General features: G+C 61.4%; 17 protein-coding genes and 3 pseudogenes. 10 read left to right on the top strand and 10 right to left on the bottom strand.

Going from position 1 to position 16653, the window contains the following annotated elements:
• Positions 1–8: 8 nt before the first annotated feature.
• A complete protein-coding gene (locus M3668_RS07485) occupies positions 9–704 on the bottom strand; it encodes a DsbA family protein (RefSeq protein WP_251380228.1) in 696 nt (231 codons plus the stop codon).
• A gap of 142 nt (positions 705–846) precedes the next feature.
• Positions 847–1179 (bottom strand): ArsR/SmtB family transcription factor, encoded by a 333-nt coding sequence (locus M3668_RS07480; RefSeq protein WP_251380227.1) that lies wholly within the window; start codon positions 1177–1179, stop codon positions 847–849.
• 203 nt (positions 1180–1382) lie between these two features.
• Between M3668_RS07480 and M3668_RS07475 the strand changes: the two genes are divergently transcribed.
• The 6 genes and pseudogenes from M3668_RS07475 to ccsA all read left to right on the top strand — a co-directional run.
• Positions 1383–1766 (top strand): ArsR/SmtB family transcription factor, encoded by a 384-nt coding sequence (locus tag M3668_RS07475; protein ID WP_251380226.1) that lies wholly within the window; start codon positions 1383–1385, stop codon positions 1764–1766.
• Complete coding sequence (lspA, locus tag M3668_RS07470; protein WP_251380225.1) at positions 1763–2287, top strand: signal peptidase II; 525 nt, start codon at positions 1763–1765, stop codon at positions 2285–2287. The genes M3668_RS07475 and lspA overlap by 4 nt, the downstream gene beginning before the upstream one ends.
• 106 nt (positions 2288–2393) lie before the next feature.
• Positions 2394–2996, top strand: a complete 603-nt coding sequence (locus M3668_RS07465; RefSeq protein WP_251380224.1) for a cadmium resistance transporter — start codon at positions 2394–2396, stop codon at positions 2994–2996.
• 243 nt (positions 2997–3239) lie between these two features.
• Positions 3240–3836, top strand: coding sequence for a TlpA family protein disulfide reductase (locus tag M3668_RS07460; RefSeq protein ID WP_353055970.1), 597 nt, complete (start codon positions 3240–3242; stop codon positions 3834–3836).
• Positions 3836–4630: a cytochrome c biogenesis CcdA family protein gene (locus M3668_RS07455; protein ID WP_251380223.1), complete on the top strand. Its 795-nt coding sequence runs from the start codon at positions 3836–3838 to the stop codon at positions 4628–4630. The genes M3668_RS07460 and M3668_RS07455 overlap by 1 nt, the downstream gene beginning before the upstream one ends.
• Positions 4615–5100 (top strand): annotated as a pseudogene (gene ccsA / locus M3668_RS07450) (cytochrome c biogenesis protein CcsA); the annotation flags it as partial. The gene M3668_RS07455 and the pseudogene ccsA, both read left to right, overlap by 16 nt.
• Before the next feature lie 275 nt (positions 5101–5375).
• On the opposite strand, the pseudogene M3668_RS07445 reads toward ccsA, so the two are convergent.
• Positions 5376–8444 (bottom strand): annotated as a pseudogene (locus tag M3668_RS07445) (Tn3 family transposase).
• Positions 8445–8485: 41 nt separating this feature from the next.
• On the opposite strand from M3668_RS07445, the pseudogene M3668_RS11145 reads away from it, so the two are divergent.
• Together M3668_RS11145 and M3668_RS07440 are read left to right on the top strand one after the other, a co-directional pair.
• Positions 8486–8650: pseudogene (locus M3668_RS11145) on the top strand (Y-family DNA polymerase); the annotation flags it as partial.
• 156 nt (positions 8651–8806) lie between these two features.
• Positions 8807–9487: a DinB/UmuC family translesion DNA polymerase gene (locus M3668_RS07440; protein ID WP_251380222.1), complete on the top strand. Its 681-nt coding sequence runs from the start codon at positions 8807–8809 to the stop codon at positions 9485–9487.
• A gap of 295 nt (positions 9488–9782) precedes the next feature.
• Here the strand turns inward: M3668_RS07440 and M3668_RS07435 are convergent, their stop codons facing one another.
• The 6 genes from M3668_RS07435 to M3668_RS07410 form a co-directional block, all read right to left on the bottom strand.
• Positions 9783–10475: a type IIL restriction-modification enzyme MmeI gene (locus M3668_RS07435; protein WP_285835817.1), complete on the bottom strand. Its 693-nt coding sequence runs from the start codon at positions 10473–10475 to the stop codon at positions 9783–9785.
• A gap of 53 nt (positions 10476–10528) precedes the next feature.
• Positions 10529–12403: a heavy metal translocating P-type ATPase gene (locus tag M3668_RS07430; protein WP_251380220.1), complete on the bottom strand. Its 1875-nt coding sequence runs from the start codon at positions 12401–12403 to the stop codon at positions 10529–10531.
• 642 nt (positions 12404–13045) lie between these two features.
• On the bottom strand, positions 13046–13363 hold the full coding sequence (locus M3668_RS07425) for a hypothetical protein (RefSeq protein WP_251380219.1): 318 nt from the start codon (positions 13361–13363) through the stop codon (positions 13046–13048).
• Positions 13364–13568: 205 nt separating this feature from the next.
• Positions 13569–13805 (bottom strand): heavy-metal-associated domain-containing protein, encoded by a 237-nt coding sequence (locus tag M3668_RS07420; protein WP_251380218.1) that lies wholly within the window; start codon positions 13803–13805, stop codon positions 13569–13571.
• 156 nt (positions 13806–13961) lie between these two features.
• Entirely contained in the window at positions 13962–14702 is a 741-nt protein-coding gene (locus M3668_RS07415) for a Crp/Fnr family transcriptional regulator (protein ID WP_251380217.1), read from the bottom strand.
• 85 nt (positions 14703–14787) lie between these two features.
• A complete protein-coding gene (locus tag M3668_RS07410) occupies positions 14788–15030 on the bottom strand; it encodes a heavy-metal-associated domain-containing protein (RefSeq protein ID WP_251380216.1) in 243 nt (80 codons plus the stop codon).
• Positions 15031–15335: 305 nt separating this feature from the next.
• Here M3668_RS07410 and M3668_RS07405 point away from each other — a divergent pair, with 305 nt between their 5' ends.
• Positions 15336–15545, top strand: a complete 210-nt coding sequence (locus M3668_RS07405; protein ID WP_251380215.1) for a hypothetical protein — start codon at positions 15336–15338, stop codon at positions 15543–15545.
• Positions 15546–15652: 107 nt separating this feature from the next.
• Here the strand turns inward: M3668_RS07405 and M3668_RS07400 are convergent, their stop codons facing one another.
• A complete protein-coding gene (locus M3668_RS07400) occupies positions 15653–15895 on the bottom strand; it encodes a hypothetical protein (protein WP_251380214.1) in 243 nt (80 codons plus the stop codon).
• 23 nt (positions 15896–15918) lie between these two features.
• Between M3668_RS07400 and M3668_RS07395 the strand changes: the two genes are divergently transcribed.
• Positions 15919–16527, top strand: a complete 609-nt coding sequence (locus M3668_RS07395) for a nucleotide-binding protein (RefSeq protein WP_251380213.1) — start codon at positions 15919–15921, stop codon at positions 16525–16527.
• Positions 16528–16653: the final 126 nt, after the last annotated feature.

Below are 16653 nucleotides of genomic sequence, written 5' to 3'. Positions count from 1 at the left end.
ACGGCGGATTAGTTGGCGGCCGTCGCTTCGACGGCGGCCCTGAACTGTTCCAGGGTCTGCACATTGAGCATCTTCCCATCGAGGAAGAACGTCGGGGTCCCGGTGACGCCCAGGGCCTTGCCGTCGTTGACGTCGAGCTTCACGCGTTCCTCGGTGGCAGGATCGGCGACGGCGGCGTCGTAGGCGGCCATGTCCAGTCCCAGGTCTTCGGCATAGGTGCGGAACAGGGCACTCTTGTTGTCGGCTGATTCGCCCCACTGGGCCTGGGTGTCAAACATCTTCTTGTACATCGGCTCGTAGGCATCCTGCTGCGCCGCGGACTCCACGGCCACGGCGGCGTTCATGGAGTTCAGGTGCCCTGGCAGCGGGAAGTACCGCTGGACGAAGGTGACGTTCTCCGAGTACTCGGCGCGCAGCTCCTCGACGAACGGGTAGGCCGCACCGCAGGCCTCGCACTCGAAGTCCAGGAACTCCACCAGGACCGCCTTCTCGCTTGGTGCTTGGGAAAGCACCCGGCTGTTCTCCCGCACGACCTGCTGTTCGGTGGTGGCGGCGTCGGCTGCTTGGGGGGAAGCGGCCTTGGAGTTTCCCTGGGCGACGGCGTAGCCGATGATCGCAGCGACAACGGCAGCGGCCAGCAGGATCCAGACGACGATCTTGGGTTTCTTCGGGGATCGGGTGCTGGGAGGGATGGGATTGCTCACGTGGTGTTCCGTTCTGTAGTCGGCGTGCACTAGGGCAGGCTGGACGGGTGGGGAGTGTGGGGTGGAATGGCCGTAGCCGGGCGCGGCTGTTCGGTGCACCGTGGCAAGGAGGAATGCGGTTCCCTGATGATCGGCTGTCCCGTCACCGGCAGGTGCATCCTTCGGGGGTGCAGCAATCCGGGTCCACGGTGAGGACGAGTTCCAGCATATCACCCAAGGCCGATCCGAGCCGTGGGTCGGCCAACCGGTACCAGGTGTTGCGGCCCTCCGGCTGGGCCGCAACCAGTCCGCATCCGCGCAGGCAGGTGAGTTGGTTCGACATCGACTGCCGGGAGACGCCCAGCTCCGTGGCCAGGTCCGAGGGCCTCGCGGGGGCGTCACGCAGGGCCAACAGGATCCGGGTCCGGGTCCCGTCCGACAGGGCGTGGCCCAATTGCGTCAAGGCCGAGGTATGCGTGGGGGTTGCGCTTTTCATCAAACACCACGGTACATGATCCAATGTAGAGTGATCCATTTCCGAGGTCGGGTGAAAGCCACCTCACTCGGCATCCAGCATTCGGCCCGACTACGCCTTCTCGATCCCCGACGCTCCCGTCAGTCGAGGTCAGGAGCGTGCCCTGGAAGCCTCCACTGCGTTCATCAAACTCGATATATCGTAATTTACGATATGATCGATGTATGACGATTGAATATAGCGGTGAAGACGGCTGCAAGGGGCTTGACCCGGCAGCCGCCCTGTTCCATTCCCTGGGCGATCCAGCCCGCCTCGCCATCGTCAAGCGGATGGCGCATGGTGAGGTCAGGGTCAGCCAACTGACCCATGAGCTGGGGTTGGCCCAATCGACCGTGTCCACGCACATGGCCTGCCTGCGGGACTGTGGACTCGTCGAGGGCCGCGCAGAGGGCCGCAGTGTCTACTACTCGCTGACGCGTCCCGAGCTCATGGACATGCTGGCCCAGGCCGAAATCCTCTTGGCCGCGACCGGCAACGCGGTGAGCCTGTGCCCGACCTATGGCACCGCCGCCAGGGAAAACGACACCATCCAGGAGAGTGCCCGATGAGCGACGCCTGCGGCATGAGCGCGGCAGCCGAGCGGACCACAGGAGGGCGGTCCGGCCACTTCCGGTCCCGGACCGTGATGCTGGGCGGGGCGGCGTTGCTCGCCGCCACCGACCTTGTCTCGAAGTGGGTGGCGGAGAGAAACCTGACCGTGGGCGAGTCCCTGGGCCTGGGGCCGCTGGACATCAGGCTGTTTTACAACACCGGGGTGGCCTTCAGCCTCGGCGCATCCCTCCCGCCCTGGACAGTCGCGGCCGCGACCGGGCTGATTATCGCGGCCCTGTCCTGGTTCCTGCTGGCCTCCGAACCGGCCATGACCGGGCTCTCCCGCACGGGCGCGGCCCTGTTGCTCGGCGGCGCACTGGGGAACTTCATTGACCGGCTGGACGGGCGCGGGGTCGTGGACTTCCTGCACAGCGGATGGTTCCCCACCTTCAACCTCGCAGACGTCCTTGTCACCGCGGGTGCCGCCTTGATGGTCCTCGGGGCGTTCAGGCGCCAACCGGAAGAAAATCCCGAATAGTCCGTCCGACTCGCCCTGCCGCAATCCGGCGCGCAGCGCGGACAAAATACCGGTGGCGCCACCGGAGCCAGGCGGCGCCACCGATCCCCCACCCTGAAAGGAAACCATGTATCTCATCCCCTCCATCCTGCAGGCCATCGGCCTGTTCATGGCCACCAACATCGACGACATCATCGTGCTCTCATTGTTCTTCGCCCGCGGTGCCGGACAGCGCGGGACAACGGCCCGGATCCTGGCGGGCCAGTATCTCGGCTTTGGCGGAATCCTCGCCACGGCCGTCCTCGTGGCGCTGGGCGCTGGGGTATTCCTCCCTCCCCAGGCGATCCCCTACTTCGGCCTCATCCCCCTGTTCCTCGGCCTGTGGGCGGCCTGGCGAGCCTGGCGGGCAGCCGATGACGACGACGATGATGCCAAAGTCGCTGGCAAGAACGTGGGGGTATTAACTGTCGCGGCTGTCACCTTCGCCAACGGCGGGGACAACATCGGGGTCTATGTTCCGGTTTTCCTCAGCGTGGGACCGACCGCCGTGGTGGCATACTGCATCGCCTTCCTCGCACTGGTTGCAGTTCTCGTGGTGCTGGCCAAGTTCATTGCCACGCGCCGGCCGATTGCCGAGGTCCTGGAACGCTGGGAACACATCTTGTTCCCTCTCGTCCTCATCGGCCTCGGGGTGTTCATCCTCGTCGAGGGAGGGGCCTTTGGACTCTAACAAGTCCACCTCCGGCAAGGACAGGGCCGGCACGCTTTCGTCACCGCAATCCCCGAACCCCGAAACCGAACTGGAACAGGTTGCCACATAACCCCAGCAATCCACGGTGGGGACGGTGCCGGTAATACCGGAAGCCGCCTCGCAGTCCGCAATGTATATACCCAGCGTGGACCTCTGGGCCAACGCTGCGAACATCCCAGGAGCTAGAAATCATGACCGACCCCCTTCCGTCCCCCTTGAAGCATGCGGGACGCCGCGCTTTCCTGCGTGCAGCCGTGCTTGGCGCCGCTGTCCTGCCACTGGCGGCATGTGTGGGAGGATGAGGACTCCCTGGCCAAGCAGGCGCGGGAGGGAAACAACAAGAACTACATAGCCGGCGATGGTTCGGTGGAGGAATACGGTCCCGGCTCACGCACGGCCCCGGTCGAGATCAGCGCGGTGGCCTATGACGGAACAGCCATTGATTCGGCCACCTGGGTGGGCCAGGCAACGGTGCTGAACTTCTGGTACGCGGCATGTACACCGTGCCGCATTGAGGCCCCGCTCCTGGTGGAACTCAGCAGCGAATATGAGGGCAAGGTCGAGTTCATTGGCATCAATGTGCGCGACGAGAAGGAGACCGCCGAGGCGTTCGAGCGCACCTTCGGCATCACCTACCCCTCGGTGCAGGACACCCAGGGCGCGATCCAGCTGGCCATGACCCAGTACGTTCCGTTGCAAGCGGTGCCCACCACCCTGGTGCTGGATAGGCAGGGCAGGGTCGCGGCACGCATTCTGGGTGCTGCAGAAAAAAGTACGCTCAAGGCCCTGATCGATACCGCCCTCACCGAGGCCCTGTGATGCTTTCATCGCTCGTTGCTTCCCTCGCAATTCCTGCACAGGGGGGCAACCAGTTTGCAGAGATTGTGCAGGACGGTTCGCTGATCCTCGCGGTCCCCGTGGCCATCCTTGCGGGACTGGTCTCCTTCCTGTCCCCGTGCGTGCTGCCCCTGGTGCCTGGCTACCTGGGTTACGTCACCGGCCTGTCCGGCGCCGACCTCGCCGAACAGAAGCGTGGTCGCATGGTCGCGGGCATTGGCCTGTTCATCCTCGGTTTCACGGCCGTCTTTGTCCTGGCGGGCGTGGTCTTTTCACAGATTGCCGTCTGGATGAGATTCGAAGGTTCTTGGGTAACCCAGCTGCTTGGTCTGGTGGTGATCCTCATGGGCGTGGTGTTCATGGGCGGTTTTTCCTTCATGCAACGCGATGCGAAAATCCATCGCAAACCACCCGCAGGGCTTTGGGGGGCACCGGTGCTCGGGGTGACCTTCGGCCTGGGCTGGGCTCCCTGCATCGGGCCAACGCTGGCGGCAGTCCTCGCGGTGAGTTCCGGAATCGACCCGAACCCCGCCAAGGGTGCGCTGCTGACGTTCTTCTACTGCATGGGCTTGGGCCTGCCATTTGTATTCATCGCACTTGGTCTGCGCCGCGGCATGGGTGCCATGAAATTCTTCCGCCGCCACCAACTGGCGATCATGCGCTTCGGCGGCGGCATGTTAATACTGCTGGGACTCCTGATGGCCACCGGCCTGTGGGGTTCGTGGGTCACGCAATTGCAGGACTGGTTCACCAATGAGGTCCGGTTGCCCATCTAATGAATAAGCCAGCCATGAAAAAAGACGTAGCGGTGCTGGCCTCGTCCCTGTTCACCATCACCTTCGCCATGAACGTCCTTCAGCTGGTGCAACACGCCAGGATGGATGCGCTGGCGGCCGGCAAGAGCGACAAGCTGCCGTTCATGCGCCTGGTCCCCGGCGCCGCCGCCCTCGAAAACTTTGCGTACCGCATCAATGCCGTGGCGTTCGTGATGTGGACATTCACCGTGATGGCCGGTGCCATTTGGGCCGAGGCAGCGTGGGGCCGCTACTGGGGGTGGGACACCAAGGAAGTCTGGAGTTTCGTCATTTGGGTTGTCTACGCCGGCTACCTGCACGCCCGTGCAACCGGCGGCTGGACCGGTGCACGCTCGGCATGGTTGAGCATTATTGGCTACCTTTGCTTGGTCTTCAACTTCACCGTCGTGAATCTCTACTTCAACGGGCTGCACTCCTACGCCGGCGTCTAAATGCCCTCGCAGCGCTCACCAGAGGCTCCGGATCCCCCGACAACGGGTCCGGGCCCATCGGTGCGCGAGGCCACGCTCCCGAGCGTGGCCTCGCCTAGCAATCGCAGGCCAATCAGCATCATGCCTTGGTCCCCCTGGTGGACTTCACCGCCCGGAAAAGTGTCATGACACAGCGAGCGTAGGCAAAGCTGTCCCGTTCAAGGTTCCCCTTGCGGGACTGGTTACTTTCAGAGCAACGTTAGTCCATACCAGTATCAGACCCCGCTACCTATGGTTCAGTCAGCACTATCAGGGGAGATACGCAGGGGGCGGAGCCCGCTTGGTGTGGTGGTGGTGAAGGCGTAGCGACCGAGCATGTTGACGTGTTGATCGCCGAGCGGGGACAGGCGGGCGATATCGGCGTCGTCCACGAGGTTGCCGGCCTCGCGCAGTGCATTGATGGAGGCATCGGTGTAGCGGGTGTTCCAGAGCACGATGGCGTTCAGGACCAGGCCGAGTGCACCGAGCTGGTCTTCCTGGCCTTCACGGTAGCGCTGGTAGATCTGTCCGCGCCGCCCGTGGAAGATCGCGCGTGCCAGGCGGTGGCGTGATTCCTGGACGGTCTGCTGCGTATGGGTCGTTCGTCGGTAGGTTTCCTCGAGTGGGTCGATGAGGGCGAGCAGGTGGATGGTCTTGTCCATGCGCCCATATTCGGTGATCGCGGCACCGAGTGGGGACGGGCTGCCGTCACGGGAGAGCATGCGCAGCAAGTCGTAGGCGCGCACCGTCCCTGTCGCCAGAGACGCAGCGACGCGGGTCATGTCATCCCAGTGTGCGGCGATCCTGGCTAAGTTGATCCGGTTGCGGGCGACATCGTTCAGCGACCCGTAATCGGAGTCCGTGGTGCCACGCGGGGTTGCGCGCCAGAGGCGTTGGTCGGACAGGTTGGCAATCCGTGGCGAGAACCGGTAACCCAGAAGGGCGAAGATCCCGAAGACCATGTCGGAGTAGGAAGCCGTGTCCGAGGTGATCGTTTCTGGTCGGGGACCGCCGTCGAGGTTCAGTATCGTGTCCAGCGCGTAGAGTGAATCACGCACGGTGCCGGGCACGACAGTGGCGCCGATGCCGGCCACCTGGTCGTTGACCGCGTTGAACCACGTCAGCCCGCGTCCTCGGCCGAAATACTTCGGGTTCGGGGCAGCGTTGATCGTGCGTACCGGGACCACGAACCGCAGACCATCGACGGAGGCCAGCAGCCCACCACCCCACACCTGGGCGACAGGGATCTCACCCTGGGCCTTGATTAGGGTCGCGTTTGCGGCGGAGTGGGTCTCGCTGCGCAGGTAGTTGGCATCCACGTGTCCGAGCCGAGCGCGCGTCAGGGACGGGTGTCCCTCGGCAACCACGGGTGTCAGGCCAACGTTGCAGGCCTCTGCGACCAGCAGCGCCGCAACCGAGCGCGGCAGATCATCCATGCGGGCCTTGGACTGCCCGATGTGGGTGTAGGCGTCGAGGAACCCGGTCCAGGAATGAACCTCCAGCAGCAGCTCGGGAAGATCCACCCGTGGCAGCATCGAGGCGACCTGCCCACGGAGTTCACGCAGCGAGTCCGGGATCTCCAAGGCATCCAGACGGTCAACCTTCAAACGTGTGCGCCCGTCCGTACTTGAGGGTTCCAGCCGTACCGAACCGTTCGGGCCCACTTCCTCGAGGCTTGCCGTCAAGCTCCTCCAGGCCGTATCCAGCACCTCAACACGATCGTTCAGGTGCTCGGCAGCCGGCCCTTCCAGGCCCAAGCTGGTCAGCGCCCGATCGCGTACCTGCTCCCACTGCTCACCATCGAGCAGCTGGGCGCGTGGGTCGCCCCACCGGGTCGATGGTGTGGCAAACACGTCCCGACGGCGCAGGCAAACGCGTAGCTGCTCCAACACGCACAAAACCCATGCTTCCCGGTCAACTTCTACCCCGTCGCGACCGAACACCGCCGCGCGCCAGGCAGCCGGTACCAAGGCCTCGGTAACGTCGTCCTTGTGGAGCTGCCGGCGGCCACGCAGGGCTTCCAATCCGGCCAGGGCATCAAGCACAGGCTGTCCCGTTGCCGTTGCCCGCAGTGGCAACACGGTAGCCAACAACCCCAAGAATGGGGCAACCGTCCGGTATCGGCGGGCCACCTGCACACGCATCGCGCCCTCCAGTCCCGAGGCGTCCGGGATGAGAGCACCGACCGTGTCGGCGTACTGCGCGATCTGATCCCTTGCGGCGACCTTCTCCAGCCGGGCCCATACCGTCGCTACATCGACTTGCTCGCCCGCTTCCTCCAGCAGGCAGACCAATTCACGCCCGACACGGGCAAGAACAGCCGAGGCTTTCTCCAGCTCCGGCAGTGTCTCCAACCGTGCCGCGACCGCAGCCCTCTTCGAGGGTCCCAATACCTTCGAGGCCATCAGTGCATCGAACAAGTCCAACGCATCATCGACCGCCGCCACTGACAACGCTTCCACTGTCGCAACCAACGTGGCCGTGCGGCGCGGCTCCGCCAACCGGCGCAGCGACTGCGCCTTTGCTTCCACCCCATACCGTGCCAGCGCCCGTAACCGGGATGCCGGCATTCCTGAAGTCTCCACCGCGCCAATCCCCAGGGCCCTGACTTGCTCGACCCGCGCCAGGGCCTTGTTCAAGGCAGGCCCGGACAACCTCACAGGCCCTGCGCGTAATGCTTCTAACCTGGACCCACGGGCACCCTCATCAACGGCCAGCAATCCAAGCAAACGTCCCGGCAACTGAGGATCCGCGGCCATTGCTGCCCCAGCCAGTCACTCGTACAGCTCCGACCCTGCACGTTCACGGGCAGCCTGAACCGACTTCAATAGTCTCGTCACTCCAGGAAGGAGTATCTGTTTCCGACGCAACCAGGCCACCGCATGGGCGAACAACGCCTTCGGCCCCTCACCGTGCGTCCAGGCGCGCGAGTAAACGAACTCGCTCAGATCCTCGACCGCAGCTCCCGTGAAGTCCCCATAGCCATAGAGCCGGCGGATCTCCCGCGCATGAGCGTTCGGAGTCGCAACCCGCTCGGGGTACCGCTTGATCACCGACGGATCATTGATTCGGAGCTGTGCCGCCAAATATTCCACCACGGACCACGGAACATCCAGCGGATCCGACAGGAACGCCCCCAGGAACCGCACTGTCCCAACCTGAAGCGCAAAACCGAGCCGATTATGCTCACCGCGACGCTCAGCAATCCCTTCCAGGTCAGCCGCGTCGAGATAGAAGAACTGCTCCAGCTCCGCCGGAGATGGTTCGCCTACGAACCGCCCGAACACCACCGTTTGTTCCTCGGTCAAATATTGATCAGTCGGCATATCACCACGCTACCTCGCGCCCGAGCAGGGCTTAGCGCTCAATCCGTCCCCATTACTACCAAGACCCCTCCATTGACGAGGCATTCTTAACCGCCCCGGTATCAATTACCGAAGCCAAGGCCCTAGCCCGCAGTCTAAAAGACCAGTTATCCTGCAGGGTGGGAGTTCCGGTCTGCGTAGGAGTTGCCCCAACTAAGACTTTGGCCAAGCTGGCTAATAAAACCGCGAAAAAAGTACCAGCGCTAGGTGGGGTCTGTGTTTGGGACGCTTTACCCAAGGAACGCCGGGACGCTCTTTTTTCTAACCTTCCCGCCGCCGAGATCTGGGGAGTCGGGGCACGAACTACCGCCAAATTAGAGAAAATGTGCATCAGCACTATAGGGGAGCTAGCGGTAGCGCCCCCGCACATCATTCGCAAGAAGTTCAGCGTTGTCCTCATGCGAACCGTGCTAGAACTCAACGGGGTTAGTGCTATCCCCTTAGAGCAAGAGCGTATTTTCAAGGAACAGCTGATTTACTCGCGGGCATTTTCTACCCCTGTTGAGACGCGGCGACAGATGCAGCAGGTTTTGAGTATCTATGCCCAAAGAGCAGCAGTGCGACTTGGTAGAGGAGGGCAGTTAGCGGGACTGTTGACTGCCTTTTGTGGCACGAGCCCTTTTTCTTCGGGGCAGTCCCATCACCCTGCGGTTCAAGTCAAGCTGCCAGGTAAGACGGCGGATCCGATGATTCTTACGCGTGCAGCTCTGGAGCTTTTGGAGAAGGTTGATTTTGGGTCTGTGTCTTATGTGCGCGCTGGGGTTATGCTTTCGGATTTGGTGCCAGCCGGGGTGCATATTCCTCTGGAGGATTTGGGGTATGTGCATGAGCGGCGGGATATTGCCGGGCTCATGAGTCAGGTGCAGGAGAAATGCGGGGCAGGTTCTTTGGGGTTGGGGTTAGCTGGTTTTGCGGCTCCGGCTGATTGGGAGATGCGCCGGGATATGCTCTCTTTGCGGGGGACTACTCATTGGAATGAGTTAGTGCGAGTCAAGATTAATTAGCCTTCCTTGAGAAAGGTCTACCACAAATATAGTAAGTGCACATATTATAAATGGGTCGGCTTCGTGATTGAGAGGGTGCAGGCACCAGGATTATCTGACATCCTCTAGGGGTGATGCACCCCTATTGATAAGGAGGCTTCTCGTTCACCAGAAAGGTCTAGTTGCACCTAATTGTGGCAGAGGGGTGTGAAGCTCTAGTTTCGTATCTGCATTAGCTCGGTGCAGTTGAGTGAGGGTTGAACGCAAACCCTAAAAGAGGGTGCCAAGACAGCTGCCTTGGCACCCTCTCTTACGGTTAACGGGTTAGTTCTTGGTATCTCTTGAACAGAAGCTCGAGACGCTGAGCCTCTGTGTTGAGCCTACGTGGAGCGCCGAAGGCTTGGTCCACCACCTTATCTAGCGCAGCGTGTGCTTTGAGAAGTTCCGGTGACATAGCCAGTGGGTTGTAATAATCAGCAAGTGACCGGTCCGGGTGAAGCACGCGTGCTTCTAGTACCTTTTTACCTGCTGCAATGATAGCTTTTTGCTGCTTCTCATCAAGCTCGGGGACAGGGAAGTTGTTCCAGACAATGGTATTGGAGAAGTTCAAATCAGATTTCAGGCGCCCACCAATAGCTTTTTGCCAAGCAATAAACATACTGGAACTAATCAAGGCAAAAAGTAAACCATCAGTGTCAATTGCGGTATATACCTTGTCTCCGGCGACCACGTCCGCCCCTAGATGAGCCACTGTGTAATAAGAGCGAGCTTCCGACACAACACGGGGAATACCTACATAATCCACCAAAGGACGTTCTTTATTAGGACGCATCAGATGTGGAGTATCTTTGAGTTTATAAGCATCACCAGTAGGTTTTTGGGCTGTTCGCCACTCGCGGTTAGCTTCTACACGCTGACGTAAGAACGGGCTTTTAGAAATATCAGAAGGATCTGCGTCCTCCAACCATAAACACCACCGGTCAAGACCACGCACAAGTTCCTTGCCCATACGGAAAGGGGAAGACCTGGAGGAAAACCGGCGGGGCTGGCTTGGGGGTGGTGTTAGGCGATCAGCGCCTCCTTCGCGGCATCGGTGGCGGATACCTCTTCCACGTTGCCCTCCTTGAGGGTGGGGCGCAGCAGGAGCATCGCAATCGCGATGACGATAAGGACGCTGGCTTCGTGGACGAGCATGCCAATCGACATCGTCACCCCGCCAAGCAGCACACCGGCCAGCAGGACCGCCACGGTGGCCAGGGCGATGGCGATGTTGACCCGCATGGTGCGCACCGTGCGCTGGGCCAGACCCAGGGCATAGGGCAGACGCGGCAGCTTGTCGGCCATCAGAGCGATATCGGCGGTCTCGATGGCGGCGGGTGAGCCAGCGGCCCCCATGGCCACGCCGATGTCGGCCTGAGTAAGTGCGGGGGTGTCGTTGACGCCGTCGCCGATCATGGCCACGGTGCGGCCCTGGGCCTGGAGTTCACGCACGATCTCGAGCTTGTCCTCAGGCATGAGTTCGGCCCGGACCTCGTCGACCCCGAGTTCGGCGGCGATGTTGCGGGCCACCCGCTGCGCGTCACCGGTGGCCATGATCACGCGCACGCCCTTGTCATGCAGCGACCGGATAGCGGCCGGGGCGTCGTCACGGATGGTGTCCGCGACGGCGACGATGCCGATGGCTCGTCCGTTGACGCCGACGTACATGGCGGTCTTGCCCTGATCATTGAGTTCGAGGATGCGGGTGGTATCCGGGGTGTGGTCGAGCAGGTCGCCGGCACCGACAGCGACGGTGTGGTCGTCGACGTGGGCGATGATGCCCTTGCCGGTGACCGGTTTGGCTTTCTCGACCATGTCGATGGTCAGTCCCTTGTTCTCCGCGCCGCGGACGATGGCCTCGGCCAGGGGGTGCTCGGAGGCGGTTTCGGCACGGGCGGCCAGGGTGAGCACCTCATCGTCCGAGTAGGCGGGGTCGAGGACGTCGACGTTGGTCAGCTCGGGGCGGCCGTTGGTCAGGGTGCCGGTCTTGTCGACGACTACGGTGTCGACCTTCGCGGAGGTCTCCAGGTATTCGCCACCCTTGATGAGCACCCCGTCCTTGGCGGAGCGTCCGATACCGGCGACGATCGAGACCGGGATCGAGATGACCAGGGCACCCGGGCAGGCGATGACCAGCAGGGTCAGGGCCAGTTCAACGTTCAGGGTGATCAGGCCGACGGCCAGGGCGGCGATCATGACGCCGGGGGTGTAGTACTTCGAGAATTTCTCCAGGAACGTCTGGGTTTTTGCCTTGTCGTCCTGGGCGTCTTCGACGCGGTGGATGATCTTGGCCAGTGTGGAGTCCGAGCCGATGCCGATCGCCTCGATGCGCAGCACCCCGGAGCGCAGCCAAGTACCGGCGAAGACCTCCGAGGCTTGGGCCTTCTCGGCGGGCACGGATTCCCCGGTGATGGTGGCCTCGTCGACCCCGCCGTGACCGGAGAGCACGCGTCCATCGACGGGGATCTGCTCGCCGTTTTTCACGAGCACGACGTCACCGGGGGTCAGTTCCCAGATCTCAACGGTTTCGGGCTCACCGTCGCGCAGCACGGTGGCGGTCTCGGGGGCAGCGTCCACCAGGTCCGACAGTGCCTTGCGGGTGTGGTTCATCGTGGCCTTCTCCAGGGCCTTGCCCAGGGCGAAGAGGAAGGTGACGGCGGCGGATTCCCAGTAGTTGTTGATGAACAGCGCGCCGATGGCGGCGACGATGACCAGCAGGTCAATCGAGATCATCTTAATTCGCAGGGCCTGGACGGCGGAGACGGCGATCTGCCAGCCGGCGACCACCGCGGCGGCGATCATGAATCCGTCTGACAGCCACCCAGCGGGGGTGAGCCAGGACAGGATAATCAGCAGGCCTGAGACGGCGACCACGCCCCAGGTTTTCCAGGTCTTCATGATGGGTGTCCTTTACTTTTTGAGGGTCTTTTTCTTGTGACACTCATTAAGTTAGGACAATTCCGGAGAAACTTCCTTGACCTGGATCAACTACCCACACACCTCCGACCTGACGAGGTGGAGCAGAAGAGCATGCCACGTGGCCTGTCAACACCAGAAACCCACCAGCACCGCACGGTGCTGGTGGGTTCCTAGCGTGGAGATGACGTGGTGTCGATCATGCTCCTTTCCCGGGTACTCGGATAGGGGGTGTTTAGTAGGCCGAGGGTTTGGCGGTACAGCCGGCGTCCATGAGAGGGCCGGTGTGAGTGCTCAGCCATTCCCGGATCGGGTGGCGGCCGTGTGGGTCGGGCGCCGCAAGGGAGGGGAACAGGGCGAGGTCGTCATCTACGCGTCGCTGGTAGGCGTCACGGGTCTCCTTGAGATGTCCTAGGTGATAGTGTCATCCTGGCCCGCAGGACGGCTCACGCGGCACAACGCCGCCACACTGTGATAGGCGGGAGTAACCGTTGCGTATGGCACCCTGGATGTCGCCTGTATTCAGGGCTCGAGTTCTTGCGAGAAGATTCGGTCCCTGTCGTTCACGGGTCGGTGTGGGCATGAGGACAGCGCGGCTCCCACTTCGGAAAGATGGTCCAGTCGCTAATGATCGTAGGCGTTGACAATGGCGTTGACCTTGGCATCCACAGCCTCCAGTGTGCTCAAGTCCAGGCGGGCAGTGTCGGTGTCCACGCCGTGCCCCTTCATCAGGAAGTCCAGCTTCGGGTGTAACTGGGCGAGGGTATCGTTCGCCATGCGGGAGGGGTCACCGCCGTGGGCGGCGCATAACGCGTTCGCCTTGGCGTGCAGTGAGGAGACGGATTCGAGGTCCAGATCCGACTCGTCGAAGTTCTCGACCCCGTGGTCCTTGAGCAGGAATTTCATCTTCTCGTGGAGACTGGCAAAGGTCACTTCGGCCATGGTGGTGTCCTTTCATGATGAAGATCAGGTGTTTTCTGTGGCACTCATTAAGTTATGAACAATCCGGAGAAAGTACCTTGATCCGCATCAAGTACCCGCAAAGTGAGATCTGGATTGCAAAAAGACTGTGGTGCTCGTAGCCCGGGGGCACAGATGGCCCGCCGGCACTTTCTGGTGCGGGCGGGCTTGTGGGGTCGGAAGTGCGTCAGATCGCCGACGGCTTGGCGGTGTAACCGACCTCGGCTACCGCGGTAACCAGGTCACGTACGGAGACCTTCTGTGGGTCGTGGGTGACCAGGATGCGTCCGGAGGAGAACTTCACCTCCGCATTCTCCACGCCGTCCAAACCATTCAGCTTGTTTTCGATCTTGGCGACACAGCTCGGACAGGTGAACTCATCAGAGCGCAAGGTGGTGTTCTTCAGCGTGGCCGGGTCGGTCATCTTAACCAGGTCCTTTCATCTTTTATCGTCATGTTCCTGTGCTTGCACCTTTAAAGATACGGTCCTTTCCGGGTTAATTCCTTGACCTGGATCAAACAACGACAAATCTCTCCTACCAGGAAATTGTCCTGGAAAAGAGAGAGGGATGTGGGCGTTTTAGAGGGCGGCGACCAGGTCGGCCAGGGCCTGGTGGTTGGTAATGGCGATCCATTCGCGGCCGGAGTCGATGACACCGGTTTTCTTCATCCGCGCCATTGCCCGGGAGGCGGACTCGACGGTGGTGCCGGCCATGCCGGCCACGTCGTCGCGGCGCAGGCGGACCTGCAGCAGGCTGGATCCGTCTTGTCGGACTTGCCCGAGCTTGGCGTCCAGGTGTTGGAGGGCGGCGGCCACGCGCTGCTCGACAGTCGAGGTGGTCTGTGCGGTCTCGCGTTCCCGGGACCGGACCAATTGGTCCTGCTGCATCCGAATGATCGCCAACGCCAGTTGCGGGTAGGCGTCCACGACCTCGGCCAGGGCCTCGGCGGGCAGGTAGAGCGCGCAGGTGGTCTCGATCGCCCAGGCCGAGTCGGTGGCTGGGGAGCTATGGGTGTGCAGTGGGCCGATGACATCCCCGGGGGCGGCGATGTCGACGGTGATTTCGCGGCCATCGATGGTGTCCCGTGTGATCCGAGCCCGACCGGAGGCGACCATATAGCTGCCCTGAGCCTGCTCGCCGGCTAGAAGGATGGGATCACCCGCAGCCCAGGCCCAGGAGGTCAGATGCTGGTCAAGCTCCCTGTGCTGTAGTGGGTTCAGCTCCTTGGTCAGCGGAGAACGGGCCAGGACCTGCATGCGCACGTCCAGGGAGCACTGATGCGGCTGAGCACAGGTGTGACGGACGGGATTGCGGGCCATAAGCCCCATGCTATCAGGCCCGGAGAGCAATGACCGCGGAAGCGGAGAAACAAAAGCCTCCGACACAACCGACAGCCGCGCGCCCTCACCACTCGCTGCCTGAGGAGTGGGCAGTGGAGGTGATGTCGGTGACGACCTTGATGAGCAGCTCGTCCACAGACACCTGTTGTAGGTCATGGGACACCACGAGATGGCCGGGCGGTACTACCACTTCGACGGAGGCCACCGCGTCCAGGTCATTGAGTGCGGTCTGGGCGGTGGCCAGGCAGCTCGGGCAGAAAAACCCCGACGTGGACACGGTGGTGTGCTTGAGGATGGGAGTGGTCATGATGAACTGCTCCCCAGAAGTTGGAGTAGTTCAAATGTCGGTGGGGTCCTTCGTGCTCACTTCTTTCACTCTTTGATCCACGTCATGGTCTCGCGGTGATTATCTTCCTACCGTGACAGGCAAGGCCGCGAACGGCCGTGACCACAGGAAAGAAATTCACGAGGAGAGGAAGCACACGATGTCGAAGGTATACGTGTTCAACGAGTACGGCGGCCCGGACAACCAGGAACTGATCACCCGCAACACCCCCCAGCCGGCCCCGGGAGAACTCGGGGTCAAGGTCTACGCGGCCGGGGTCAACCCGCTTGATTGGAAGGTCCGTTCCGGGGTTGCCGGAACCCCGCGTCTCCGCCCCGGTGCTGGTTGCAGGGCTGGCCTTCGGAGCTGCGGCGCTGCTGTTCACCGCCGTCGCCGAGCTACTGGTCGAGGCCTACGAAATCAAGGAGAGCACCGGCACCATCGCCATGGCCGCCGCCGGTTTCCTGGTCTTCCTCCTGCTCATGATGCTCATGTGAGAGGCAGCCGAATTCTGAACCGAGATGGGCCGGGCACCCCGGGGGTGCCCGGCCTCAACCGGTCTTCCACCGGTCTTCCACCGATCGGCCAGCGCTCCGAACAGTCGTTATCCGGAGTGGTCGGAGTGCAGATCAGCGGAGATCACACGGAAGCCGCCCGCCCGAGCCAGTGCGGCGTCGATAATGGCCGGATCCGGATCAACGGAGGCCAGGTGTTTGATGATCAGGTCGGCGTGCTCGTCATGGATAGTGGGAGTGTTGTATTCAGTGTAAGGTCTAAGCGCCTCTTGAGTTAGAGCAAAGCAATAACTGGGGCTAATGGTCGACCGTTGAAAAAAATTTTGAACCATATCGCCATATCGAAAGGTGAACCATGATTGTCACTATTGCCACCACTAAAGGCGGAGCAGCCAAGACCACAACTGCAATGCTTTTAGCTGAAGCTGCCGGACGGGCAGGACATAGCACCCTTGTTATTGACGCCGACCCCCAGGGATCTGCGACCCAGTGGAAGGAAGTAGCTGAAGAGAACGGTGAGCCTATTCGCCGTTATACCGTTACACCTGTTAATCGCGTGATGCTTTCACGAGTTATTTCTAAAGCAACTGAAGAATGGGTGTTCATTGATACCCCACCGGGTGATCCTGCTGTTATCAATGAGGCTATTGAGCTTGCAGATTTTGTTATTGTTCCTTCCCCCGTTGCCCCCGAAGACTTCAACCGCGCGGTACGAACCTTAGGAACGACCGGAGATACCCCCGCAGCCCTATTTTTGTGCCATTGGGATAAGCGGGCAACCAAGACCTACGAAGCAATCAAAGAGGCTATCGAAGACCAGGACTTACCGGTTTTTGATTCAGAAGTGCCCAACAAGCAGCAGGTGCAAAACTTTTGGTTTGCAGATACCCGCACCGGAGACTTAGGTGGGTATCAAGACCTATTCACAGAGCTTTCGCAGACACTCAAAGCCCTCAATCCATAAACCCATATATCCGCAAATCTGGTTATATGGACAACCATATATACGGCTATCCATACGACAATATGAGGCTTATTCAAAAGTACCCTCAGTAGAAGATTGTTGAGCAATCAACTGCTTCTGGCTCAT

The sequence above is a fragment of the Rothia sp. P100 genome (genome assembly GCF_023712425.1).
GTDB classification, from domain to species: Bacteria; Actinomycetota; Actinomycetes; order Actinomycetales; family Micrococcaceae; genus Rothia; species Rothia endophytica.
This window is presented reverse-complemented; position numbering and strand designations above follow the sequence as displayed.